This is a genomic window from Streptomyces sp. NPDC053367 (genome assembly GCF_044545925.1).
Taxonomy (GTDB): domain Bacteria; phylum Actinomycetota; class Actinomycetes; order Streptomycetales; family Streptomycetaceae; genus Streptomyces.
This window is the reverse complement of sequence record NZ_JBITYN010000004.1, coordinates 288,574-312,210: the sequence shown is the minus strand read 5'-3', so window position 1 is coordinate 312,210 and position 23,637 is coordinate 288,574. Positions and strand designations below refer to the sequence as shown.

Annotated in this window: 21 protein-coding genes; 10 read left to right on the top strand and 11 right to left on the bottom strand. The window is 73.3% G+C overall.

What is annotated here, in order from left to right; translation table 11 throughout:
• Window positions 1-35: 35 nt before the first annotated feature.
• The 3 genes from ACIGXJ_RS14170 to ACIGXJ_RS14160 are packed head-to-tail and all read right to left on the bottom strand — an operon-like array spanning window position 36 to window position 3,627.
• The gene (locus ACIGXJ_RS14170; RefSeq protein WP_399644361.1) at window positions 36-2,597 is read right to left on the bottom strand and encodes an ABC transporter permease; all 2,562 of its coding nucleotides are present in this window, start codon (window positions 2,595-2,597) and stop codon (window positions 36-38) included.
• Window positions 2,594-3,343, bottom strand: coding sequence for an ABC transporter ATP-binding protein (locus ACIGXJ_RS14165; protein ID WP_399644359.1), 750 nt, complete (start codon window positions 3,341-3,343; stop codon window positions 2,594-2,596). Before ACIGXJ_RS14165 ends, ACIGXJ_RS14170 begins: the two co-directional genes overlap by 4 nt.
• Window positions 3,340-3,627, bottom strand: a complete 288-nt coding sequence (locus ACIGXJ_RS14160; protein ID WP_399644356.1) for an SHOCT domain-containing protein — start codon at window positions 3,625-3,627, stop codon at window positions 3,340-3,342. The genes ACIGXJ_RS14165 and ACIGXJ_RS14160 overlap by 4 nt, the downstream gene beginning before the upstream one ends.
• 137 nt (window positions 3,628-3,764) lie before the next feature.
• Here ACIGXJ_RS14160 and ACIGXJ_RS14155 point away from each other — a divergent pair, with 137 nt between their 5' ends.
• The 3 genes from ACIGXJ_RS14155 to ACIGXJ_RS14145 all read left to right on the top strand — a co-directional run bounded on the left by ACIGXJ_RS14155 (window position 3,765) and on the right by ACIGXJ_RS14145 (window position 5,228).
• Window positions 3,765-4,343 carry a TetR/AcrR family transcriptional regulator gene (locus ACIGXJ_RS14155; RefSeq protein ID WP_399644354.1) on the top strand — a complete coding sequence of 193 codons (579 nt, stop codon included), beginning with the start codon at window positions 3,765-3,767 and terminating at the stop codon, window positions 4,341-4,343.
• A gap of 3 nt (window positions 4,344-4,346) precedes the next feature.
• On the top strand, window positions 4,347-4,931 hold the full coding sequence (locus ACIGXJ_RS14150) for a DUF4865 family protein (protein ID WP_399644352.1): 585 nt from the start codon (window positions 4,347-4,349) through the stop codon (window positions 4,929-4,931).
• A gap of 111 nt (window positions 4,932-5,042) precedes the next feature.
• Window positions 5,043-5,228 carry a DUF1272 domain-containing protein gene (locus ACIGXJ_RS14145; RefSeq protein WP_399644350.1) on the top strand — a complete coding sequence of 62 codons (186 nt, stop codon included), beginning with the start codon at window positions 5,043-5,045 and terminating at the stop codon, window positions 5,226-5,228.
• Window positions 5,229-5,277: 49 nt separating this feature from the next.
• On the opposite strand, the gene ACIGXJ_RS14140 is transcribed toward ACIGXJ_RS14145, so the two are convergent.
• Window positions 5,278-5,721 carry a lipoprotein gene (locus ACIGXJ_RS14140; protein ID WP_399644347.1) on the bottom strand — a complete coding sequence of 148 codons (444 nt, stop codon included), beginning with the start codon at window positions 5,719-5,721 and terminating at the stop codon, window positions 5,278-5,280.
• A 1-nt stretch (window position 5,722) separates the two neighbouring features.
• Window positions 5,723-10,348 carry a DNRLRE domain-containing protein gene (locus ACIGXJ_RS14135; protein WP_399644345.1) on the bottom strand — a complete coding sequence of 1,542 codons (4,626 nt, stop codon included), beginning with the start codon at window positions 10,346-10,348 and terminating at the stop codon, window positions 5,723-5,725.
• A gap of 140 nt (window positions 10,349-10,488) precedes the next feature.
• Between ACIGXJ_RS14135 and ACIGXJ_RS14130 the strand changes: the two genes are divergently transcribed.
• Window positions 10,489-11,073: a TetR/AcrR family transcriptional regulator gene (locus ACIGXJ_RS14130; RefSeq protein ID WP_399644343.1), complete on the top strand. Its 585-nt coding sequence runs from the start codon at window positions 10,489-10,491 to the stop codon at window positions 11,071-11,073.
• 225 nt (window positions 11,074-11,298) lie between these two features.
• Window positions 11,299-12,063, top strand: a complete 765-nt coding sequence (locus tag ACIGXJ_RS14125; protein ID WP_399644340.1) for an SDR family NAD(P)-dependent oxidoreductase — start codon at window positions 11,299-11,301, stop codon at window positions 12,061-12,063.
• Window positions 12,064-12,075: 12 nt separating this feature from the next.
• Here ACIGXJ_RS14125 and ACIGXJ_RS14120 read toward each other — a convergent pair whose 3' ends face one another.
• Both ACIGXJ_RS14120 and ACIGXJ_RS14115 read right to left on the bottom strand, forming a co-directional pair.
• A complete protein-coding gene (locus ACIGXJ_RS14120) occupies window positions 12,076-13,320 on the bottom strand; it encodes an ROK family protein (protein ID WP_399644338.1) in 1,245 nt (414 codons plus the stop codon).
• A gap of 25 nt (window positions 13,321-13,345) precedes the next feature.
• Window positions 13,346-14,134: an alpha-ketoglutarate-dependent dioxygenase AlkB family protein gene (locus ACIGXJ_RS14115; protein WP_399644336.1), complete on the bottom strand. Its 789-nt coding sequence runs from the start codon at window positions 14,132-14,134 to the stop codon at window positions 13,346-13,348.
• A gap of 67 nt (window positions 14,135-14,201) precedes the next feature.
• On the opposite strand from ACIGXJ_RS14115, the gene ACIGXJ_RS14110 reads away from it, so the two are divergent.
• Window positions 14,202-15,335 carry a methyltransferase gene (locus ACIGXJ_RS14110; RefSeq protein WP_399644849.1) on the top strand — a complete coding sequence of 378 codons (1,134 nt, stop codon included), beginning with the start codon at window positions 14,202-14,204 and terminating at the stop codon, window positions 15,333-15,335.
• Here ACIGXJ_RS14110 and ACIGXJ_RS14105 read toward each other — a convergent pair.
• Both ACIGXJ_RS14105 and ACIGXJ_RS14100 read right to left on the bottom strand, forming a co-directional pair.
• Complete coding sequence (locus ACIGXJ_RS14105; protein ID WP_399644333.1) at window positions 15,325-16,188, bottom strand: ketose-bisphosphate aldolase; 864 nt, start codon at window positions 16,186-16,188, stop codon at window positions 15,325-15,327. The genes ACIGXJ_RS14110 and ACIGXJ_RS14105 overlap by 11 nt on opposite strands.
• A gap of 33 nt (window positions 16,189-16,221) precedes the next feature.
• On the bottom strand, window positions 16,222-17,103 hold the full coding sequence (locus ACIGXJ_RS14100) for an SIS domain-containing protein (RefSeq protein ID WP_399644330.1): 882 nt from the start codon (window positions 17,101-17,103) through the stop codon (window positions 16,222-16,224).
• A 158-nt stretch (window positions 17,104-17,261) separates the two neighbouring features.
• On the opposite strand from ACIGXJ_RS14100, the gene ACIGXJ_RS14095 reads away from it, so the two are divergent.
• Together ACIGXJ_RS14095 and ACIGXJ_RS14090 are read left to right on the top strand one after the other, a co-directional pair.
• Entirely contained in the window at window positions 17,262-18,041 is a 780-nt protein-coding gene (locus ACIGXJ_RS14095; protein ID WP_399644328.1) for a DeoR/GlpR family DNA-binding transcription regulator, read from the top strand.
• A 63-nt stretch (window positions 18,042-18,104) separates the two neighbouring features.
• The gene (locus ACIGXJ_RS14090) at window positions 18,105-19,937 is read left to right on the top strand and encodes a glycoside hydrolase family 15 protein (protein ID WP_399644326.1); all 1,833 of its coding nucleotides are present in this window, start codon (window positions 18,105-18,107) and stop codon (window positions 19,935-19,937) included.
• A gap of 70 nt (window positions 19,938-20,007) precedes the next feature.
• On the opposite strand, the gene ACIGXJ_RS14085 is transcribed toward ACIGXJ_RS14090, so the two are convergent.
• Window positions 20,008-20,655, bottom strand: a complete 648-nt coding sequence (locus tag ACIGXJ_RS14085) for a hypothetical protein (protein ID WP_399644324.1) — start codon at window positions 20,653-20,655, stop codon at window positions 20,008-20,010.
• 206 nt (window positions 20,656-20,861) lie between these two features.
• Between ACIGXJ_RS14085 and ACIGXJ_RS14080 the strand changes: the two genes are divergently transcribed.
• Window positions 20,862-21,602, top strand: coding sequence for a maleylpyruvate isomerase family mycothiol-dependent enzyme (locus ACIGXJ_RS14080; RefSeq protein ID WP_399644322.1), 741 nt, complete (start codon window positions 20,862-20,864; stop codon window positions 21,600-21,602).
• 12 nt (window positions 21,603-21,614) lie between these two features.
• On the opposite strand, the gene ACIGXJ_RS14075 is transcribed toward ACIGXJ_RS14080, so the two are convergent.
• Complete coding sequence (locus ACIGXJ_RS14075; RefSeq protein ID WP_399644319.1) at window positions 21,615-22,028, bottom strand: MarR family winged helix-turn-helix transcriptional regulator; 414 nt, start codon at window positions 22,026-22,028, stop codon at window positions 21,615-21,617.
• A gap of 85 nt (window positions 22,029-22,113) precedes the next feature.
• Here ACIGXJ_RS14075 and ACIGXJ_RS14070 point away from each other — a divergent pair, with 85 nt between their 5' ends.
• A complete protein-coding gene (locus ACIGXJ_RS14070; RefSeq protein ID WP_399644316.1) occupies window positions 22,114-23,607 on the top strand; it encodes an MFS transporter in 1,494 nt (497 codons plus the stop codon).
• Window positions 23,608-23,637: the final 30 nt, after the last annotated feature.

The following is a 23,637-nucleotide window of genomic DNA, read 5'->3' as shown; positions in this document are numbered from 1 at the left end:
AACAGCGGACTGCCGCCCTGCCCTTCACAAGCGGGTCACTCCACGCCGATGGCCCTCAGGACGTCCAGGCGAGCCGCCCTTCCGGCCGGGCGCAGGCCCGCCAGGGCGCCCGCCGCCAGGCCCACCAGGGCGACGACGGCCAGCCGCGCCGGCGGCAGGGCGAACGCGAAGGCGCTGTCGCTCGACGCGTCCGCGGACCTGACCAGGACCCAGCCGAGGAAGGCGCCGAGACCGAGGCCGCCGACGGTGCCGAAGGCGGCCACCAGGACGGACTCCCAGCGGACCATGGCCCGCAGCTGGGACCGTGTCTGGCCCACGGCGCGCAGCAGGCCCAGTTCACGGGTGCGTTCGTGGACGGCGAGGGTGAGGGTGTTGGCGATGCCGAGCAGCGCGATCAGGACGGCCAGGGCGAGCAGCGCGTAGACGAGGGTGAGCATCATGTCGATGCCGCCGGCCGAGGACTCGGCGTACTCCTCGCGGGTCTGCACCTCCGGGCTGCCGTGGTGTTCGGCGACCTGTTCCACGGCGGCCTTGCCCACCGCGGAGTCCACGCCGTCCGCGAACGAGACGGCGACCAGCGAGTCGGCGTCCTGGGTGCGGTGCGGGGCCCAGGCCGCGCGGGTGACGACGTAGTCGCCGGCGAGTTCCGGCCGCTCGTACACCGCGCGGACGGTGAAGGTCTCGCGCGCGCCGTCGGTGAAGGTGAGGCGGACGGGGTCGCCCACCGTCAGGTGCTGCCGTCCGGCCTCCTTCTCGGTGAGGGCGATGCCGTCCCGGCCGAGGTCGGCGAGGGAGCCCTCGACCCGGCCGAGGTCGAAGGTGCGTTCCAGGGCGGCGGGGTCGGTGACGGTCAGGGCCCGCCCTTCCCCCTCGACCTTCGCGACACCCCGGCCGAGTCCGACCGCCGTGTCCACCTCGGGCAGCGCGGCCACGGCTGCGGCGAGCCCGGGGCTCAGCCCGCTGCCGCCCGCGCCGAAGGACGGGGTGCTGACGGCGACGTCGCCCGCGAAGGAGCGGGACACCGTCTGGTCCATGGTCGCCTTCAGCGAGGCCCCGAACACCGTGAACAGCGACACCACGGCCACGCCGATCATCAGCGCGCTCGCGGTGGCGGCGGTCCGCCCGGGGCTGCGCAGGGCGTTGCGCCGGGCGAGTGAGCCGGTGACGCCGCGCAGCCGGTCGAGGGGTCCGCCGAGGACCCGTACGGCCGAACCGGCGGCGACCGGGCCGAGGACCACGAACGCGGCCAGGGCGAGGACCGCGCCGGTGCCCGCCGGCCACAGGGACGGGGTGAGCAGGACGCCGCTCAGCGTCAGGGCGAGCGCCGCGAACAGCAGCGCGAGGCCGGTGGCGGCACGCGCGCGTGAGGCGCCCGAGGCGTCGACGGCGGTGTCCCGCAGCGCGGCCAGGGGCGCGGTGCGGCCGGCGCGGACGGCGGGCAGCAGGGCGGAGGCCAGGCAGACCACGACTCCGACGGCGAGGGGCAGCGCCATCGACAGGGTCGTGACGACGAGGTCGCCGTCCGGGAAGGGGAAGCCGATCGCCGGGAAGAGTGCCTGGAGGCCGGCCGCGATGCCGATGCCGCCCGCGAGGCCGGCGGCGGACGCGGTGACGGCGACGACGGTCGCCTCGGCGAGGGTGGTGGCGGTGACCTGGCGGCGGGATGCGCCGAGGGCGCGCAGCAGGGCGTTCTCGCGGGTGCGCTGGGCGACGACGATGGCGAACGTGTTGTGGATCGAGAAGGTCGCGACGAGCAGTGCGACGCCGGAGAACACCAGCAGGAAGGTCGTGAACAGGGTCAGGAACTGGCTGGAGATCATGTCGGTGTTCTCGGCGGCCGAGTCCTGGCCGGTGACCGCCTCGACGCCCTTCGGCAGGACGGGGGCCAGCCGGTCGACCAGTTCCTGCTGGCCCACTCCGGGTTCGGCCCGCACCAGGATCGACGCCGCCTCACCCGGTCGGGCGGTGAGGTGCTTCTCGGCGTCCGCGCGGGTCATGCCGGTGAAGGTGACCTGGGCCATGCCGTCCTCGCCGCCGAAGGTCGCCAGGCCGACGACGGTGACCCGTACGGGGTCGGGTGTGCGCAGGGTCGTGGTGTCGCCGATCTCCAGGCCGCCCTGTTCGGCGGCGCCCCGGTTGACGACGACCTCGCCGGGCCTCTCGGGGGCGCGGCCCTCGGCGAGCCGGTAGGGGTTGAGGTCGGGGTCGGTGATCCAGTTGCCGGCGAGGGTGGGCGGGCCCTGGCCGCCGATGGGGTCGCCGTCCTCGCCGACGAGCTGGCCCGCGCCCTGGATGTCGGGCGCGGCGGCGGCGACGCCGGGCACGTCCTCGATCCGGTCGGCGAGTGCGGCGGGTACCGGCTCGCGCACGCCCTGGCTCTCCCCCGGTGTGGTGATGGCGTCGGCGCTGCGGACGACCGCGTCGGTGCCGGCGGTGGCGTTGCCGAACAGGGAGTCGAAGCTCGCGCGCAGGGTGTCGCCCATGACGAGCGTCCCGGCCAGGAAGGCCACGCCCAGCAGCACGGCGAGGAACGTACCGGCGAAGCGTCGTCCGTGGGCGCGCAGGGACGACACGCTCAGGCGCAGGGAGGCGTTCATGAGGGCACCTCGAAGGCTTTCATGCGGTCCAGGACCTTGTCGGCGGTCGGGGACTCCATCCGGTCGACGAGGCGTCCGTCGGCCAGGAACAGCACTTCGTCGGCGTGGGCGGCGGCCACCGGGTCGTGGGTGACCATGACGACCGTGCGGTCCGTCTCGCGGGCGGCACGGCCGAGGAGGCCGAGGACCTCCTGGCCGCTGCGGGAGTCGAGGTTGCCGGTGGGTTCGTCGGCGAACACCACGTCGGGGCGGCCGGCGAACGCCCGCGCGACGGCGACGCGTTGCTGCTGGCCGCCGGAGAGTTCGGCGGGCCGGTGGCGCAGCCGGTCGCGCAGGCCGACGACGTCGATCAGCGCGTCGATCCACTCCGGGTCGCCGTCGCGTCCGGCCAGGTCCAGCGGGAGGGTGATGTTCTCGGCGACGGTCAGCGTGGGCACGAGGTTGAACGCCTGGAAGACGAACCCGACCCGGTCGCGGCGCAGCAGCGTCAGCGCGCGGTCGTCGAGGGCGCTCAGTTCGGTGTCGCCGATGAAGGCGGTGCCCGAGGTGAGCGTGTCCAGTCCGGCCGCGCAGTGCATCAGGGTGGACTTGCCGGAGCCGGAGGGCCCCATGATCGCGGTGAAGCGGCCGGCCGGGAAGCCGACGCTCACCCCGTCCAGAGCCCTGACCTCGGTGTCGCCGCGGCCGTAGACCTTGACGGCGTCGACGACCCGGGCGGCCGTGCGGGTGGCGGTGGTGACCGTCATGCCGCGCCTCCCTTCGGGCGCCCGAACTGCTCGTCCAGGACGGACAGCCGGCGCCAGTACTCGTCCTCGTCGATCTCGCCGGAGGCGAAGCGGCGGCCGAGCATGGCGACGGGCGAGTCCCCGGAGGGCGTGCGGTCCTCGGGCAGCCGCCACGGGGCGCGGCGTCCGCGCCACAGGGTGCGGCGCAGCACGGTGACCGCGGTGACGGCCACGGCCGCCCAGATCAGCGGGAAGAGCAGGATCCACGGCCCGGGGCCGCCGTCCCAGTGGGCGAGCGTCTGCATGGGGGTTCATCTCCCTCGGCACGGACTTCGACTGATGCTTCCGAGCCTGGCTCCGGGAGGGTGCCCCGGTCGTCGTACGGGCGGGGGCAGTGCGGATACCTCCGCGGGAGTACCCCCATCTTTTTGTAACTACTAGTATGTACAGTGAGGGCATGAGCACCTCGGAGCGTCTGATCGAGTCCACCCGGGAGCTGCTCTGGGAGCGCGGGTACGTGGGCACGAGCCCGAAGGCGATCCTGGAGCGCGCCGGCGCCGGACAGGGCAGCATGTACCACCACTTCAAGGGCAAGCCCGATCTCGCGCTGGCCGCCGTCCGGCGCACGGCGGAGGAGATGCGCGGCGTCGCCGAGGCGGTGCTGGGCGGGCCCGGCACGCCGTACGAGCGCGTCCGGGCGTATCTGCTGCGCGAGCGCGATGTGCTCCGGGGCTGTCCGGTCGGCCGGCTGACCATGGACCCGGACGTGATCGCGAGCGAGGAACTGCGGGCGCCGGTCGACGAGACGCTCGCCTGGCTGCGCGCGCGGCTCGCGGAAATCGTCCAGGAGGGCAAGGACCAGGGGCAGTTCGGGCCCGGTCTGGTGCCCGAGGACATCGCCGCGACGGTCGTCGCCACCGTGCAGGGCGGTTACGTCCTGGCCCGTGCCTCCGGTTCGACGGCCGCCTTCGACGCGGGCGTCCGCGGTCTGCTCACCCTGCTGGCCCCCGAGGAGAGATGACACATGCACGCACTGCACTACCCCGTCACCCTGCCCGCCGACTACGACATGGACATCATCCGCACGCGTGTGGCCACCCGCGGTCATCTCATGGACGGCTTCGCGGGGTTGGGCTTCAAGGCCTACCTGATGCGGGAGCGCGGGGTGGCCGGGTCGCCGGTGAACGAGTACGCCCCCTTCTACCTGTGGAACACGGTCGAGGGCATGAACTCCTTCCTGTGGGGCGGCCCGTTCCAGGGCATCCCCGACGACTTCGGGCGGCCGGTGGTGCGGCAGTGGACGGGCCTCGCCTACGAGGAGGGCGGTGCGGCCGACGCCCCCGCCCTGGTCGCCGTACGGCACACCCGGCCGGTGCCGGACGGGGTCGTGCTGGCGGACGCCATGCAGGACGCGGCGCGTGAGGCGGGTCGGCTCGCGGGGCGCGAGGGGGCGGTGTGCGCGGCGGCGGCCGTGGACCCGAGCCGGTGGGAGACGGTGCACTTCTCGCTGTGGGCGCACGAGGAGCCGGAGGCGGACGGCGATCTCTTCCGGGTGCTGCATCTGTCGGCGCCGGGCCGGGCGTCGCTGCCCCGGGGCCGGCAGTGGTGAGCCGGCCGGTGGCCCGATCCTGACGTTCCCTGGCCCCGCGGGCCGCTGACGGGGGGCCGCGGCGGGCCGATGATCAAGGTGAACGGACAGCGTGAGGTGAGGAGACCGGCCATGGCCCTGGAGATGCGCGACCGCTGCGAGCGGTGCACGACGGCGGAACTGCCGTACGACGCGCCGGCCCGTATCTGTTCCTACGAGTGCACCTTCTGCGTGCCGTGCACCGAGGCGATGGCGGGGGTGTGTCCCAACTGCGGCGGGGAGCTGGTCGCCAGGCCGCGGCGCGCGGTCGGGGCGTGAACGACGGGTGCCCGTCCCCCGGTTGTGCCGGGGGACGGGCCCGTGGCCGCTACTGGAGGGACATGCCCTTCGGTGAGGTGAGGCCCTTGACGGGGTCGACGCGGTAGGTCGCCGTCCGCACGGTGGGCGAGCAGGCGGCACCGTTGGGGTGCTGCTCCGTCAGCTTCGCCGTGCTGCTCCGCGCGAGCGGCGGCCGGCCGTCGGCGAACTCCACGCGCAGCCGCACCGGGACGGCCGCCGCCTCGATGTCGTCCGCGAGCCGGACGGACACCGACATGAAGGGATCCTCGGGGTCGCCCGACGCCCGCTCCTCGCAGGCGTCGTCCACGCACAGCCGGATCGTCGCCGCGTGCCGGCCGCCGAAGTCGGCGGGCCGCCACACGGCGGACACCTGCGAGTCCGCGTCGGCCTGGGTGCACGGCGTGTCCTGACCGAGCAGGGAGCATCCGGTGAGGGCCACCGCCAGCAGCGGTGTGAAGAGGTATCGGCGCATGTCAGTACCACGCTACCGTTCCGGGGAAGGCACTGTTGGCCAGCCCGATGTCGGTGAAGTACAGCCAGCACGGGTCGAAGAAACCGCCGCTGTTGTCGCCTCCGCCGCCACCGCCGCCGGAGAGGATGCCCTTGGCGATGGCGTTCCCGCTGCCGTCGACCGTGTACACCGGGCCACCGGAGTCGCCCTTGATGGTGCACGACCCGGACGTCTTCTTGGCGACGACCATGTTCTTCGCGGTGGTGCCGCTGGAGTAGTGGACGGTCGCCTGGGTGGCGGTGATCTGCCAGCCGCACATCTCGCCGGTCATCATGCCGCCCGTGCAGACCTTGTCACCGCTCTGCGCCCAGCGCTTCCAGTAGCCGTGGACCATCCGTGAGGAGCTGGACGTCTTGCCGCCCTTGTAGATCCGGGGCGTCGCGGAGCTGTCGCTGTTGACGCGGTAGAGCGACAGGTCACCCGAGTAGTAGCTCTGACCGGAGAGCTTCACCGAGCCGTACCCGTTCTTCCAGTTGTCCCGGACGACGGGGCCGATGTAGTCGGTCCCGCTGGGGTTGGTGATGGCTCCGTTGCCGCTGGTGCAGTGGCCCGCGGTGACCATGTACCACTTGCTGTCGTACCGCCAGGCGAAGCCCGCCGTGCACCAGACCGCCGAGCTGGTGGTCAGGTCCGAGTGGATGCGCGCGCCGCCGTAGTACGGCGAGGTGTCGTACTGGCGGTTGGCCTGGGGCTCCGCCATGTCGGCGCCGGGCGTGAGGCTCACGGCGACGGTGTCGGTGCCGTACCGCTCGCCCAGGGCCGTGACCAGCTCCGGGTCTGCCGTCTCGGTCTCCACGACGACCCGGTTCTCGGCGGCGTCCACGTATGCGATGCGCAGTCCGCTCACGCCGGGCAGTTCCGCCTCCGGCAGCTGGAGGACCTCGTCGCGCACGGACTCCAGGGCGGTGACGCTGTGCTCCACCACCTCGGTGCGCGGGGTGACCTGCGCGGTGACGGTCGGCCCGTCGGGCGCGGGAGCGGTCTCCGTGCTGTCGTCGGGCATCGGGAAGGACTCCTCGCCGGTGGTCTCCGTGGACCCGTCGGCGGGCGGTGTGGCGGTCTCCGACTCCGTTGTCACGGTGTCGGGCTTGGTGCCGTCCTCCGTGTCCGCGGCGGGCTGTCCGCTGCCCTCGTCGGCGGGAGCCTGCGTCACCTGGATGGGAGCGGACGCCTCGTCGGCCGAGGCCGATTCGACGACCGGCGCGACGAGTTCGCCCGTGGCCTGGTCGACGTAGGGCGGGGCGAAGGCGTCGGGGGCGCCGGCCGCGCGGTCCTCGGCCTGCTCCAGGGCGTAGGCCTGGGCGGGCTCGGCCTCCGGCACGTCACCCGTGCCGGCGCCGTCGATGACCTCGATCCGGTCGACGACCGCCGAGACCGGCTCGGCCGCGGGCGGTGCGTACGCGCCGCCGAAGCGGGCGCCGATCTGCAGGCCGCTGCTGCCCGACAGGGACGAGGTGTCCCAGAGCAGCTTCGGCGCGCTGCCGCCGGTGAACGGCACCGGCCAGGTCACGGCGGAGCCGTCGGCGGCGAGGGTGACCTGGGAGGCCGGTATGACCTGCCACGGGTCGGAGGAGGAGGCCCGCTGAAGGAAGGTGACGTCCGTCAGGGAGGCCGGGGCGGTGACCGCGAGGTCGACCTGGCCGACGAGCACCTCGCCGTTGGCGGGCGCGCTCACCACGGCCCGGCCCGCGTGGAAGGCGCGCTGGGTGGTGGTGGAGACGTTGCCGGCCCGGTCGGTGGCGGTGACGGTGAGCTGGTGGCTGCCCTCGGTCGCCGGGGTGAGCGGCAGGTCCACCGGGCCGCCGGTGGTGGTGACGGTCTGCGCGGCACCGCCGTCCAGCCTGTAGGTCAGGCTGCGGGTGTCGGTGCCCGCGGGCGTCAGCGTGAAGGTGCCGGTGACGTTCGCGCCGCCGGCCCAGGCGTCCACCGGGTAGGCAGCGGAGGTCACGGCCGGGGCGCCGGGCGCGGTGGTGTCGACGGTGAAGCGGTAGTGCGAGGTCGCCCCGCCCGTGCCGTTGCCGTCGATGCCGCGCACGTGCAGGTACCAGGTGCCCTCGGTGCGGGTCGTCGTGTACGAGGTGGCGGTGGTCTCGGCGGTGGCGTCCGGGACGGTGTCGGCGACGGCGTCGACGACGACGCTGTAGCCGGCCGAGGCACCGGAGGGCGCGGTCCAGGTGGCGGAGAAGGAGCCGCTCTTGTACGCGCCGGTCTGGTCCGGGTGGGTGGTGGAGCTGATCACCGGTGTGGGCGGCAGCGTCATGTCGACCCGGAACGCCAGGTGCGCCGCGACGGCCGACCAGTTGCCGGCCCGGTCCTTGGCCCGTACGTGTAGGTACCAGGTGCCGTCGGCGTCGACGGTGGTGGTCAGGCTCGTCCCCGTCTGCACGGTGCCGGTGGTGGCCGGGAGGGTGTCGGCGACGCGGTCGACGGTGACCGCGTAACCGGCCGCGCCGGACAGGTCGGTGGGCGCCGACCAGCTGAAGGACGCGGTGCGGCTCGCGTAGGCGCTGGTCGGCACCGGGTGCGTGGAGGAGACCAGGCCACCGGGCGCGCCGGGCGCGGTGGTGTCGACGTTGAAGGAGAAGTGCCGGGTCGGCGACCACAGTCCGGCCTTGTCCTGGGCTGCCGCGTGCACCCACCAGGTGCCGTCGGTGCGCCCGGACCAGTTCACGTCGGGGGAGGTCTGGGTGGCGGTGGTGCCGGCGGCGGTGGTCGGGCTCTGGTCGAGCTTGACCGCGTACCCGCTCACGCCGGAGGCGTCGGTCGCGGCGAGCGTGCCCGCGAACGTGGTGGCGCCGTACCAGGCCGTCGTGGACGGGTGGCTGGTGGAGGTGACGGTGGGGGTGGCCGGGACGGTGGTGTCGACGGTGAACGTCTGCCAGGCCGACCAGGCCCCGGTGTCGGTGCCGTCCGACGCCCTGGCCCGCCACTTGTAGTCGCCTGGCGTCAGCGCGGCGGCCGTGTGGGTGGCGACCGCGCCCGAGGCGACGGAGGCGGAGGTGCCGGTCTGCAGGGCCGTGGTGCCGGTCGCCGTCCACACCTCGAAGGTCAGCGTGAGCTGCTGGCCGTCCGCGTCGCCGGCCTTGGCGGACAGCGTGGGCGTGGTGTCCGGGGTGTAGGTGCCGGACAGCGGGGCGACGGCCGTCGCGGTGCCGGGCTTGGAGTTGTAGGTGACCGTGAGGGACGGCTCGTAGGCGGCATTGTGCGAGCCGTCGGTCTGGTTCGCCGAGTAGTAGCGGCGCCAGGTCAGCGGGTCGGTCTCGTCCACGGCGGCGATCCGCACGCCGTGGTTGGGCTGGCCGTCCGCCCATGCCTGCACGATGCCGTCGATGTCCCAGGAGACGTGCCCGGCGGGGCAGGTGGAGTTGTAGCCCTTGGCCGCGGTGGAGGTCACGGCACCGGTCGAGGTGGTCGTCGGCTGCGCGTCCCAGGTGATCGCCGACGGGTCCCAGGAGGAGGTGATACGGCGGACCTGGTTGCCGGCGTTGGTGGTGCTGCAGGTGGACGAGTAGTACGAGTACAGCCGCAGGTCGGTGTCCAGGACGTGCTTGCCCGCGTACTTCGCCACGTCGAACTTCAGGTACGAGCGGGCCTTCTCGGAGCCGTTGTAGGTGCCGGCCTTCAGCTCGGTCGAGCCGCGCTGCGAGGTGAGGTAGTCGTCGTACTGCACCCAGGTGTCGGTGACCGGGCCGAGCAGGGAGTCGGTCGGGTCGATGGTGACCGGGTACTCCAGGCCGGGGTCGGCGAGGAACTCCTCGTCGGGCTCCAGCACCAGCACCTGGTCACCGGTGACGGCGTCCCGCTCCACGGTGACGTCGATGGCCGCGAGGTCCTCGGGCTCACCGGAGGCGGTCTCCTCCCCCGCACCCCACATCACCGGCAGTGGCGCGGTGGCCACCGTACGGCCGCTGCTGTCGCTCCAGCGCAGGCGTTCGTCGGCGGTCTCGTGCAGGGTGAGGCCGTCGGCGGAGACGGGCAGCCGGTAGCTGACCGGGCCGTCGGGGCGCTCGTTGAGGACGACGGAGTGGGAGAAGCCCTCCTTGAGGGCGGTCACCACGAGGTCGCCGCCCTCGACGGCGCCCGGGTAGACGGCGGTCGGGCCGTCCAGGCGCGGCTCGGGCAGCTTTCCGGGCCAGTCCAGGCCCAGGGTGCGGCCGCCGCGGGACACCTCGGCGAGCGGTGTGCCCGAACCCCCGCCGGAGAAGGTGATGTCGGCGGCCGCGGTCCTCGGCCGCACCACGCCGTCCTCGGCGACGAGGGTGGTGTCGACCGGCTTCCAGCCGCCGCCGGGCTGCTTCACACGGATCGGACCGGTGTACGACTCGACGGTGGTGGTGCCGTCGGCGTTGGCCCAGGTGGTGGTCGACTCGGTGCGCGCGGAGACGATCTCGGTCCGCGCGGGCCCGGGCACCTGGGGCACCGCGGGGGCCTCGGCGGCCGCGTCGGTGTCCTCGGCGTGCGCGGGGTCGGTGAGCAGGGGCAGCGGGGCGCACACGAGTGCGGCCAGCAGCGCCGCGGTCAGCGCTCGTTGCTTCCGGCGGGATCTTCGCCCGTCGGGGGCCGGGCCGGCCGGCGCGGAGTGAGGCACAGAGGGTCCTTTCAAGTCATCCTGGCTGAAGATCGGCTGAGCTTAGACCTGTGCATGTCACACCAACAAGGGGAAGATCACGCTCCGCTTCCATAGGTCATACTTGACCGACCGTTCTTGAATTGCCTAGGGTTCAACTCATGGCCCGAGCCAAGGAGTTCGACCCCGACGCCGTACTGCAGTCCGCGCTGGAGCTGTTCTGGCGGCGCGGCTACGAAGCAACCTCCATGGCCGACCTCGTCGAGCACCTCGGCATCGGCCGGGCCAGCCTGTACGCCACGTTCGGCAACAAGCGCGACCTCTACCTGAAGGCGCTGGACCGGTACGGCGAGCAGTCCGACCCCGACCTGCTGCGCGAGCTGTCGCGGCCGGGGCCCGCCCTGCCGGCGGTCCGCACGGTGGTGCGCCGGTTCGCGGCGGAGGCCGCGGACGACGAACGCCGCGAGTCCGGCTGTTTCGTGACCAACACCGCCGCCGAACTCGCGCCGCACGACAGCGCGATGGCCCGCCGCGTGGAGCTCAGCTGGGAGCATCTGGAGACCCTGCTGCACTCGGCGCTCGTGCGCGCGCAGGAACAGGGCGAACTCCCCGCGGACCGCGACCCCGCGGCCCTGGCCCGGATGCTGCTGGTGCTGATGCAGGGGCTGCGGGTGGTGGGCAAGGCCTCCACGGACCCGGCGCGCGTACGGGACGCGGCGGAACAGGCGTTGCGGCTGCTGGACTGAAACTGCGGGGCCGCCGCGATGGGGTCGTGGGCTCCGTCACGGGTTGCGCCATGGGCCCCGTCACGGGTTGCGCCATGGGTTTCGCACGCCCGGATTCTGAACCGATCGGTCAAGTAAGGGGGACGTGACCGCGACTGCCCACTCCACGCGGACCGCACCCGGCACGCGCGGCGCATCCGCCGCGCATCACTCGGCTCCATCCAGACGACAAAGGAAGTTGCTCCCATGTCAGTTCACCGTTTCAGCGGCAGGACCGTCCTCGTCACCGGCGCCGGCTCCGGCATCGGGCGGGCCGTCGCCCTCGCGTTCGCCGCCGAGGGGGCCCGGGTGGTGGCGGCCGGGCGCGGCATCGCCGCGCTCAAGGAGACCGTCGCCCTCGCCGGGAAGGCGGGCGGTACGGCCGTCGCCCGGGTCGCCGACGTGTCGCGGGCCGCCGACGTGGAGGCGCTCGTGCGGGGCGTGGCCGAGCGGTTCGGGTCGCTGGACGTGGCCGTGAACAACGCCGGCGTCTTCCGTGGCGGGCCGCTCGCCGGCATGGCGGAGGAGGACTGGCGGGACCTGTTCGACACCAACGTCACCGGGGTGTTCCTCGCGCTGAGGGCCGAGGTGGCGCAGATGCGGACCCAGCCGCGCGGCGGCGCGATCGTCAACGTCTCCTCCAACCTGGGCCGGCACAAGCAGGTGCCGGGCACGACGGCGTACTCGGCGAGCAAGGCGGCCGTGACCTCGCTGACCCGGGGCGCGGCCCTGGAGTACATCGCCGACGGGGTGCGCATCAACACCGTCAGCCCCGGCGCCACCGACACGTCCATGTCCCTGCGCCCCGGGGAGAGCGAGGCCGAGCGCGCCGTACGCATGAAGGACGAGTCGCCGCTGGGCCGGGTCGCGGCGACGCGGGAGGTGGCCGAGGCGGTGCTGTACCTGGCGTCCGACGCGGCGGACGCCGTGGTGGGGACCGACCTGGTGATCGACGGCGGGTCGGCGCTGTAGCGCGGCGTCCGGTCAGGTCCTGGCCAGTGCCCCCAGCGGGTCGTCCAGGACCGGCTGCCAGGCCAGTTCGGCCGCGCCGACCAGGCTGTTGTGGTCCAGGGAGCAGGCCAGGATGGGGACGCCGCCGCTGCGGCCCCACAGGCTGCGGTCGGCGACGACGGCCCGCAACCGGTCCGGGTCGGCCTCCAGCAGTGTGCGGTGCAGGCCGCCGAGGATGATGCGGTCCGGGTTGAGGATGTTCACCAGCCCGGCGAGGCCCAGGCCGAGCCGGTCGATGAGCGCCTCGGCGGCCATCCGCACGACCGGGTCGGCGTACTCCCGACGGAGCAGGTCGTTGGCCTGCTGGAGCAGGGACACCTCGGGTCCCGGGGTGCGTCCGGCGGTGGTGAGGAGGGCCAGCGGGTCGGCCTCGACGTCCAGGCAGCCGCGGCTGCCGCAGTGGCAGGGGCGGCCCTCGGGGTTGACGGTGAGGTGGCCGACCTCCAGGGCGAGGCCGCCGCTGCCGGTGTGCAGCCGGCCGTCGAGGACGAGGGCGCCGCCGACGCCGCGGTGCCCGGTGGCCACGCACAGCAGGTCACGGGCGCCGCGTCCGGCGCCGTGCCGGTGCTCGGCCAGCGCGGCGAGGTTGACGTCGTTGGCGGCGAAGGCGGGCTCCTCGATACCGGCCGCGCGCACGCACTCGGCGAAGATCTCCCGCACCGGAGCGCCCGCCGGCCACGCCAGGTGCAGCGGGTTGAGAGCAAGGCCCTCCGGCTCGGCCATCGCGGACGGCACCGCGAGCCCGGCGCCCACACAGCGCAGCCCGGTCTCCCGCAGCAGCCGGGCGCCCGCCTCCACGACCGAGCCGAGCACCTTCGCCGGGTCGGCGTCGACGACCTCGCAGCCCGGCGCGGTCGCCACGATCCGGCCGCCGAGGCCGACCAGTGCCGCCCGGAACCCGTCGGAGTGCACCTGCGCGGCCAGCGCCACGGGGCCGTTCCCGGCTACCTCCAGCCGGTGCGAGGGCCGCCCCTGCGATCCCGCGCCCGCACCGGGCCGGGCGTCGACCCGGATCAGGCCGAGCGCCTCCAGTTCGGCCGCGACCGCGCCGGCCGTGGCGCGGGTGACGCCGAGTTCCGCGGTCAGCACGGCGCGGGTGGGGGCCCGTCCGGTGTGCACGAGCTCCAACGCGGGCCCGAGCGCACCGCGCCCCCGGTCCAACCGCGTCCTCGACGTGGTCCCTTCCCCCGCCGGCCGGGGGTCCGCCTTGCCGCTCATGAGGGCGAGTCTCCCATGATCCGCGTCAGGGCCCGGCCACCGGGAAGCCGCTGACCCGCAGGGTGATGTTCAGCCGTCCGGTCAGCCCCAGCCAGGCGGGCGCGGTGCCTGGCAGCACCTTCGGCACCCCGTGGTACGCGAGACGCGACGGCCCGCCGAACACGAACAGGTCCCCGCTGCGCAGCTCGACCTCGGTCCACGGCCGGTTGCGCGTCTCGGTGTTGCCGAAGCGGAAGACGCAGGTGTCGCCGAGGCTCAGCGACACCACCGGCGCGTCCGAGCGCTCGTCGGCGTCGCGGTGCATGCCCATGCGGGCGTCGCCGTCGTAGAAGTTGATCAGCGCGATGTCGTACGGGGGTGCCTGCCCGCCGGGGGTCTCGCCCGCCGCCCGTGAGGCCGAAGCCTTCCCCGCCGGTGAGCCCAGGGGCTCGCCGACCGCCGGTGAGCCCAGGGGCTCGCCCGCCGCCGGTGGTGCGAGGGCCTCGTCCGCCAGGGGTGAGCCCAGGGCGTCGGTCACCGCCCGTCGGCCCAGTTCGCCGAGCCAGGCCGGGAAGGGCTTGACCGGGGTGCCGTCGCCGTCGACGGCCGTGCGGGCGTAGGCGTACGGGTACCAGTGCCAGCCCAGGCAGACCTGGCGGGCGGTCATGGTGCCGCCGCCGGGGGTGCGGACCGTGCGCAGCCCGGCCGGAGGCCGCGCCCACGCCCGGCAGGCGGCCAGCAGCTCGCGCTGGCGGGCCTCGTCGAGCCAGTCCGGCACGTGCACCGCGCCCGGCGCGAGCTCGGTGCGCGCGCGGGGGAACAGCTCGGCTTCCATGCGCCCATCCTCCCCCACCCGCGCTGAGCTGCGGCTCGGCTAGCCTGGACGCACGATGAACGACCGTATGACGACTCCGTGGGGCGAGCTTCGGCTGGCCCGCTTCCCCGAGGACCCGCGCGACAGGCTGCGCGCCTGGGACGCCTCCGACGAGTACCTGCTGCGGCATCTCGCCGGCACGGGCGTCGACCTGTCCGGCACGGTCGTGGTGCTCGGCGACCGGTGGGGCGCGCTGGTGACGGCTCTGGCGGCGCACCGGCCGGTGCAGATCACCGACTCCTATCTGGGCCAGGAGGCGAGCCGGGCCAACCTCGCCCGGGCCGGTGTGGAGCCGGGTGCCGTGCAGTTGCTGACCACCCAGGACACGCCGCCGCGGAAGATCGACGTGCTGCTGGTGCGGGTGCCCAAGAGCCTCGCCCTGCTGGAGGACCAGCTCCAGCGGCTGGCACCCGCGCTGCACGAGGGCACGGTCGTCGTCGGCACCGGCATGGTCAAGGAGATCCACACCTCCACGCTCCAGCTGTTCGAGCGGATCATCGGCCCGACCCGCACCTCGCTCGCCGAGAGGAAGGCGCGGCTGATCTTCTGCACACCCGACCTGTCGCTGGAGCGGCCCGCCAACCCGTGGCCGTACCGCTACGACCTGCCCGGCGGGGTCGGTCCCGTGTCGGGCCGTACGGTCGTCAACCACGCGGGGGTGTTCTGCGCCGACCGCCTCGACATCGGCACCCGGTTCTTCCTCGGGCACCTGCCCGGGACGCGCGGCGCCCGCCGGGTGGTGGACCTGGGCTGCGGCAACGGCGTCGTGGGGACGGCGGTGGCGCTGGCCAACCCGGAGGCCGAAGTGCTGTTCACCGACGAGTCGTTCCAGGCGGTGGCCTCGGCGGAGGCGACGTACCGCGCCAACGGCGTGCCGGGGCACGCCGAGTTCCGGGTCGGGGACGGGCTGGCGGGCGTGGCGGAGGGCAGCGTCGACCTCGTGCTGAACAACCCGCCCTTCCACTCCCACCAGGCGACCACCGACTCCACGGCGTGGCGGATGTTCACCGGGGCGCGGCGGGTGCTGCGGCCGGGCGGTGAGCTGTGGGTGATCGGCAACCGGCACCTCGGGTACCACGTGAAGCTGCGCAAGGTCTTCGGCAACAGCGAACTCGTCGCGAGCGACCCGAAGTTCGTGGTGCTGAAGGCGGTCAGGCGGTAGCGGTGGAGCCGAGCAGCCGCACCAGGCCGGTGACGGTGTGCGCCATCGCCTCGCGGCCGACGCTGAGGTAGGTGCGGGAGTCCACCGCCTCGGGGTGGGCGGCGAGGTGCTCCCTGATGGCGCCGGTCATGGCGACGTTGAGGGCGGTGCCGATGTTGACCTTGGTGATGCCGCCGGTGACCGCGGCGGTGAGTTCGTCGTCGGGGACGCCCGAGGAGCCGTGCAGCACGAGCGGCACGTCCAGCGCGGTCGCGAGGCGTTTGAGCAGTTCGTGGTCGAGGGCGGCGGTGCGCGTGGTCATGGCGTGCACACTGCCGACGGCGACGGCGAGGGCGTCCACGCCGGAGTCCGCGACGAACGCCCGGGCCTCAGTGGGGTCGGTCCGGGCGCCCGGCGCGTGCGCGTCCAGCGCTGGACGCCCCGCCTTGCCGCCGACCTCGCCCAGCTCGGCCTCGATCCACAGGCCTTGAGCGTGCGCCCAGTCGGCGGCGGCACGGGTGGCGGCGAGGTTCTCGGCGTAGGGCAGCCGTGAGGCGTCGTACATCACCGAGCTGAACCCGGCCTCGGGCGCCTGCCGCAGCAGTGCGTCGCTCTGCACGTGGTCCAGGTGCAGGGCCACGGGCACGCCGGCCCGTTCGGCCGCGGCGACGGCGGCGCGGGCCAGCGGCAGCAGGCGCCCGTAGCGGAACTTGACGGCGTTCTCGCTGACCTGGAGCACGACGGGCGCACCGGCGTTCTCGGCGCCGGCGATGACGGCCTCGATGTGCTCCAGGGTGACGACGTTGAAGGCGGCGACGGCACGGCGGGCCGCGGCGGCGCGGGCGACGAGCTCACCGGTGGTGCTGAGGGACACGCGGGCTCCCCGGAGACGAAGGGTGTCGGATGTTCAGGGCGTGAGGATCACCGAGCGCGTCAGATGGCGCGGGTTGTCCGGGTCCAGGCCGTGGGCCGCGGCGACCGCGACGGCGAGGCGCTGGGCGCGGACGAGTTCGGCGAGCGGGTCGAGGCGCCCGGCCAGCCAGCGCCCGCCGGTCGCCCGCACCTGCTCGGCGAGCCCCTCGGGCGCCTGGCCGAACATCCAGGTGGCGGTGGTGGGCCCGGTGACGCTGATCGGCCCGTGCCGGTACTCCATGGCCGGGTATGCCTCGGCCCAGGACAGCGACGCCTCGCGCATCTTCAGCGCGGCCTCGTTGGCGAGGCCCACGGTCCAGCCCCGGCCGAGGAAGGTGAACTGGGCGCGGTCGACCAGGCCTTCGGGCAGCGGCTCGGCGAGGGCGGTGCGGACGTCGGCGACGACGGCCTCATTGTGCAGGCCCAGGTGGGCGCGCAGCAGGGTGAGCGCGGTGGTGGCGAACCGGGTCTGGACGACGGAGCGTTCGTCGGCGTAGTCGAGGACGACCAGGTCGTCCGCGGCGTCCATGACCGGGGTGCGGGGGTCGGCGGTGACCGCGCCGGTGCGTACACGTCCCTTCAACTCGCGCAGGAGCTCCAGAACTTCGGTGGTGGTGCCGGACCGGGTGAGCGCGACGACCCGGTCGTAGGAGCGGCCGTGCGGGAACTCCGAGGCGGCGAAGGCGTCCGTCTCGCCCTGTCCCGCGCCCTCGCGGAGGGCGGCGGCGGCCTGCGCCATGAAGTACGAGGTGCCGCAGCCGACGATCGCGACCCGCTCCCCCGCCGCCGGCAGTGCCGCGCGGTGCTCCGGTGCCTGTTGCGCGGCCCGCGTCCAGCACTCCGGCTGGCTGCTGAGCTCGTCCTCGACATGGGTCATGCCGTACCCCTCCCGAGTGGTGATTGTTCGTGCAAGATAGCGCGAGCTTTCGAGCATCTTCAAGCATTTCGCCGTCGTTCCTGCTGGCGGCGGGTGCGCTAGGGTCGCCGGGAACCCGAGGGACGCAAGGAAGACGCAAGGAACCGCTGGAGGTGCGGATGTCGCGGGACGCCCGCTGGAAGACGCTGCTGGAGCTGCTCGTCGAGCGGGGCCGGCTGGACGTCGAGGAGGCGGCGGCCGAGCTGCGGGTGTCGGCCGCGACGATCCGGCGCGACTTCGACCAGCTCGCCGAGCAGCAGATGCTCGTGCGCACCCGGGGCGGCGCGGTCGTGCACGGGGTGTCGTACGAGCTGCCGCTGCGCTACAAGACGGCCCGCCGGGCCTCCGAGAAGCAGCGGATCGCGCGGGCGGTGGCGGATCTGATCGCGCCCGGCGAGGCGGTCGGCCTGACCGGCGGCACCACCACGACCGAGGTGGCGCGCGCGCTGGCGGTGCGGGCGGACCTCGGCTCGGGCTCCCCCGCGCTGACCGTCGTGACCAACGCCCTGAACATCGCCAACGAACTGGCCGTGCGGCCCCAGTTCAAGATCGTGGTGACGGGCGGGGTGGCCCGCGCCCAGTCGTACGAGCTGATCGGGCCGCTCGCGGACGGGGTGCTCGGCCAGATCACCCTCGATGTGGCGGTGCTCGGGGTCGTCGCCTTCGACGTCACGCACGGGGCCGCCGCGCACGACGAGGCCGAGGCGGCCATCAACCGGCTGCTGTGCGAGCGCGCCGAGCGGGTGGTCGTCGCCGCCGACTCCAGCAAGCTGGGCCGCCGCGCCTTCGCCCGGATCTGCGCGGCCGAGGCCGTGGACACCCTGGTCACCGACTCGGCGGTGGAGCAGGACACGGTCCGCCGCTTCGAGGAGGCGGGGATCACCGTCCGCGCCGTGTGACCTCCGGGTTTCCTGTCTAAGCTGGTAGCCGCGCTGTGCTGCGAGCCCGTGAGGGAGGCTGCGATGGCCGGGACACCGACGTTCGAGGCGGCCGGCGGGGACCCGTACCTGCCGATCTCCGACCACGGCCTGATCGGCGACCTGCGCACGGTGGCCCTGGTCGGCACGAACGGCACGATCGACTGGTACTGCTGCCCCGCCTTCGACGCGCCCAGCGTCTTCGCCGCGATCCTGGACGCCGAGCGCGGCGGCTGCTTCGAACTCGCGGCGATCGGCCCGGCCCGCACCAAGCAGTTCTACTTCCCCGACACCAACGTCCTGATCACCCGCTTCTACGCCGAGGACGGCGTCGGCGAGGTGCAGGACTTCATGCCGGTCGGCGGCGGCTCGGTCGAGGCCGACCGGCACCGGCTCATCCGCCGGGTGGTGTGCGTGCGCGGGTCGCTGCCGTTCCGGGTGCGGGTGGCGCCCCGCTTCGACTACGGCGCCCAGCCGCACACCCTGCGCATGGTCGGCGACATGGCGGTGTTCGCGTCCGAGAACCTCTCCCTCGCGCTGACCGCGACCGTCCCGCTGGAACTCCGAGGCCCGGACGCGCGGGCCGACTTCAAGCTCTCCGAGGGCGAGTCCGCGGTGTTCGCGCTCGACCAGGTCGGCGGCGACGTCCAGCCGCGCGGCTGCGCCCGCACCGAGGCGGAACGCCAGTTCACCTCGACGGTGGCGTACTGGCGCCGCTGGCTCGCCCAGTCCCGCTACCGGGGCCGCTGGCGCGAGATGGTGCACCGCTCCGCCCTCACCCTGAAGCTGCTCACCTACGCCCCCACCGGCGCGATCGTCGCCGCGGCCACCACGAGCCTGCCCGAACAGCTCGGCGGTGAACGCAACTGGGACTACCGCTACGTGTGGGTGCGCGACGCCGCGTTCTGTGTCTACGCCCTGCTGCGACTGGGGTTCAGCAGCGAGGCCGAGGCGTTCATGGAGTTCGTGACCCGGCACATCACCCCGGGTGACGGCCGTGCCTCCGGACCGCTGCAGATCATGTACGGCATCGACGGCCGCACCGATCTGACGGAGCGTGAACTCCCCCATCTGGACGGCCATCGCGGCTCCGCGCCCGTCCGGGTCGGCAACGCGGCCGCGGACCAGCTCCAGCTCGACATCTACGGCGCGCTCATCGACTCCGTCTACCTCTACGACAAGTGGGCCAAGCCCGTCTCCAGCGATCAGTGGGACGACGTGTGCGCGCTCGTCGACTGGGTGTGCGCGCACTGGGACCAGCCGGACGAGGGCATCTGGGAGACGAGGGGCGGGCGCAAGAACTTCCTCTACTCGCGCCTGATGTGCTGGGTGGCGATCGAGCGGGCCATCCGGATGGCCCACCGGCGCGGGCTGCCCGCCGACCTGAGCCACTGGCGGGAGGTCCGCGACACCATCTACCGGCGGATCATGAGCCGGGGCTGGTCCGCGTCCCGCCAGGCGTTCATGCAGCACGAGGACGGCGAGGTGCTGGACGCGGCCGTGCTGATGATGCCGCTCGCCAAGTTCATCGCGCCCACCGACCCCAAGTGGCTGTCCACGCTGGACGCCCTCACCCAGGACCTGGTGTCCGACTCACTGGTCTACCGCTACGACCCGCAGGCCAGCCCCGACGGGCTGCGCGGCGACGAGGGCACGTTCTCCATCTGCTCCTTCTGGTACGTCGAGGCGCTCGTGCACGCCGGCCGGCTGGACGAGGCCCGTCTCGCCTTCGAGAAGATGCTCACCTACGCCAACCATCTCGGCCTCTACGCCGAGGAGATCAGCAGCACCGGGGAGCAACAGGGCAACTTCCCGCAGGCGTTCACCCACCTCGCCCTGATCAGCGCGGCCTTCAACCTCGACCGCGCGCTCGGCTGAACCGGGCCGTTGACCGGGCCCCGCCGAGGTATGCCTCGGCCGGCTGACCACGCGCCGGACGGCGCCCCCGTCAGGAGCCCGGGGCGAACCTGAGGCTGCGCAGCATCGTCTCGAACCGGGTGAAGTCCGGTGCCGTGTCCGGCTCCTTCTCCACGTTCACGCTCGTCCACGCCACCAGATACCTGTCGTCGAGGTCGACGACGGCCAGGCGCAGGGAGAACTCGGGCTGGAGGCCGTAGCAGTCGTCGCCCGCGTCACCGGTGCGGGTGGGACAGCCGAGGGTGCCGTCGAGGGACCAGTCGGTGGTGCCGGTCATCAGGGTGGCGGGGTGGCCGTCGACGGTCGTCTCGCGCCTGTCCCGCCACTGGGCGTGGTAGTCGGTGTGGCCCCGCAGGAACGCCAGGTACTTCTCGTAGCTCGCGGGCGGCTTCTCGGGGGTGGTGCGGCCCGGCCGGTAGACCGCTGCGGGAAGCAGGAACCTGACCCTGTCGCCGTCGGACTTCAGCCAGGTCAGGAACGTGCGGGTGTCCTTCGTGGGACGGCTGCCGAGGGACGCGGGGACCTCGACGGTGAACGGTACGGCGAAGGCCCTGGTCGTGTAGCGCTGTCCGGGGGTGGGGCCGGGCGCCGCCTCCGCCGTGGACGCGGCGCCGCAGCCGGTGACGGTCCACAGCAGGGCCGCGGTCAGCGCGGCCGTCAGGCATCGAGGAGTCCGCATAGGTCCTCCGCCTCATCCGACTCGTCCGGACATGGTCTCCACCTCCACCGGTGCAGGCGGCTGCCTCGTCCTTCTCCGTCCTTCCCCGTCCTTCCCCGTCCTTCTCCTTCGACTCTGGGCCACGGTGCGGACCGCGGCAACCGCCGGCGAACCGGTGCGGAAAACGCCTTGCGCTGGAGCGCCCTCCATCCGGCAGACTCCTGCCCATGGAGATCGCACGACACCTCGCCACCCTGGACACCGAAGGCCGGCTGCTCGCGGACGCCGCGGCGGAGGCCGGTGTGGACGCCAAGGTGCCCACCTGCCCCGGCTGGCAAGTGCGCGACCTGCTGCGGCACACGGGGGCCGTGCATGTGTGGGCGGCCGCGTTCGTACGGGAGGGGATCACCGAGCCGCGCCCCCTCGGCGAGGAGCCCGGCCTCGACGGTGCCGAGCTGGTCGCCTGGTACCGCGACAGCCACCGCCGGCTCGTGGACACCCTGGCCGAGGCTCCGGCCGATGTGCGGTGCTGGACCTTCCACCCGGCGCCCAACCCCTCGCCGCTGGCGTTCTGGACCCGCCGCCAGGCCCATGAGACGACCGTGCACCGCTACGACGCGCAGACCGCCCTCGGCGTACAACCGACACCGGTGGACGACGAATTCGCGGCCGACGGCATCGACGAGCTGCTGCGCGGCTTCCACGCGCGCCCCAAGAGCCGGGTGCGCACGGACGAGCCGCGGCTGCTGCGGGTGCGCGCGACGGAACCGGACGGGGTGTGGAGCGTACGGCTGTCGGCGGCGGCGCCGCCGGTGACCACGGTCGACGAGGACGGCCCGGCGGACGCCGAACTGTCCGGGCCCGCACGGGAGTTGTATCTCGCCCTGTGGAACCGGGTGCCCGTCCCACGGATCACCGGTGACGCGGCGCTCGCCGAGCTGTGGCGCGAGCTGTCGCCGATCGGCTGACAGCCCGATCGGCTAACAGCCCTCCGGCCCGGGCGGCTCGGCCGGCCCGGCCGGCTCCGTCAGCATCCTCGTCAGCACAGCGCGCTGCTCGGGCAGGACCGCCCCGTGCAGCGCGCGCCCCTTCCCGGTGAGCGCCACACGCACACCACGGCGGTCCTCGGGGCACATGCCGCGCTCGACGAGGCCGTCCTTCTCCAGCCGGGCGATCAGGCGGGACAGTGCGCTCTGACTGAGGTGCACACGCTCGGAGATCTCCTGGACCCGGTAGGAGCCGCCCTCCGCCAGCACGTCCAGGACCTCGAAGTCACTCGCGCACAGACCGTGCTGCCCGAGCGCCCGGTCGAGTTCGCACTGGGTGCGGGCGTGCAGCGCGAGGAGGTCGCGCCACTGGTCCACGAGCGCCTGCTGGGCATTCTTCGCCGACATGGCCGCACCGTAGCAGAGCCGCGCATTTATTGCACGAGAATAAAATGCGCTTGCATCTCATGCATATGCATGTAGTGTCGTCGCCATGACCTCTCCGCTCACCACTACGGCGGCCGCGTCGGCGGCTCGCTGGACTCCCCGGCTGTGGGGCACCCTGCTGGTGCTCTGCGCCGCGATGTTCCTCGACGCCCTGGACGTCTCCATGGTCGGCGTCGCCCTTCCGTCCATCGGCTCGGACCTGGGCCTGTCCACCTCGACGCTGCAGTGGATCGTCAGCGGGTACATCCTCGGCTACGGCGGCCTGCTGCTCCTCGGCGGACGCACGGCCGATCTGCTCGGCCGGCGCCAGGTGTTCCTGGTCGCCCTCGGCGTCTTCGCGCTCGCCTCGCTGCTCGGCGGGCTCGTCGACTCCGGCCCCCTGCTGATCGCCAGCCGCTTCATCAAGGGCCTCAGCGCGGCCTTCACCGCCCCGGCCGGCCTGTCGATCATCACCACCACGTTCCCCGAGGGCCCGCTGCGCAACCGTGCCCTGTCCATCTACACCACCTGCGCCGCCACCGGCTTCTCCATGGGCCTGGTGCTCTCCGGCCTGCTCACCGAGGCCAGTTGGCGGCTGACCATGCTGCTGCCCGCGCCCATCGCCCTGATCGCCCTGGCCGCCGGCCTGAAGCTGCTGCCGCGCACCACCCGCGAGAAGGACCACAACGGCTACGACGTCCCCGGCGCCGTCCTCGGCACCGCCTCGATGCTGCTGCTGGTCTTCACCGTCGTCCAGGCCCCCGAGAGCGGCTGGGCCTCGGCCCGCACCCTGCTGTCCTTCCTGGCCGTCGCCGTCCTGCTGACCGCCTTCGTCCTCGTCGAGCGGCGCTCGGCGGGCCCGCTGATCCGGCTGGGCGTACTGCGCTCAGGCAACCAGATCCGCGCCCAGCTCGGCGCCATGACCTTCTTCGGCTCGTACGTCGGCTTCCAGTTCCTGGTCACCCTGTACATGCAGTCGCTGCTCGGCTGGTCCGCCCTGCACACCGCGCTCGCCTTCCTGCCCGCGGGTGCCCTGGTCGCGATCTCCTCGACGAAGGTCGGCTCGTTCGTCGACCGGTTCGGCACCCAACGGCTGATCGCGGTCGGCTTCGCCCTGATGGTCGTCGGATACACGCTGTTCCTCGGCGTCGACCTCGACCCGGTGTACGCCGTCGCGATCCTGCCGAGCATGCTGCTGATCGGCGCGGCCTGCGCGCTGGTCTTCCCGTCGCTCAACATCCAGGCCACCAACGGCGTCGAGGACCACGAGCAGGGCATGGTCTCCGGACTGCTCAACACCTCCGTGCAGGTGGGCGGCGCGATCTTCCTGGCCGTCGTGACGGCGGTGGTCACGGCGGGCGCCCCCGAGGAGGCCACGGCCCAGGCCGTCCTCGACAGCTACCGGCCCGGCCTGATCGTGGTCGCCGCGATCGCCGCGCTCGGCCTGCTGATCACCCTCCCGGGTCTGTTCACCCGACGCCGGCCGCAGGCGCACTCGGTCGTCGTCGCCAGGTCCACCGTGAAGGAGGCGGACGCGGAGCGCGTTGCGGTCCGCGACTGAACGGGGGCACCGCCTCCCCCGAGTGCCCGG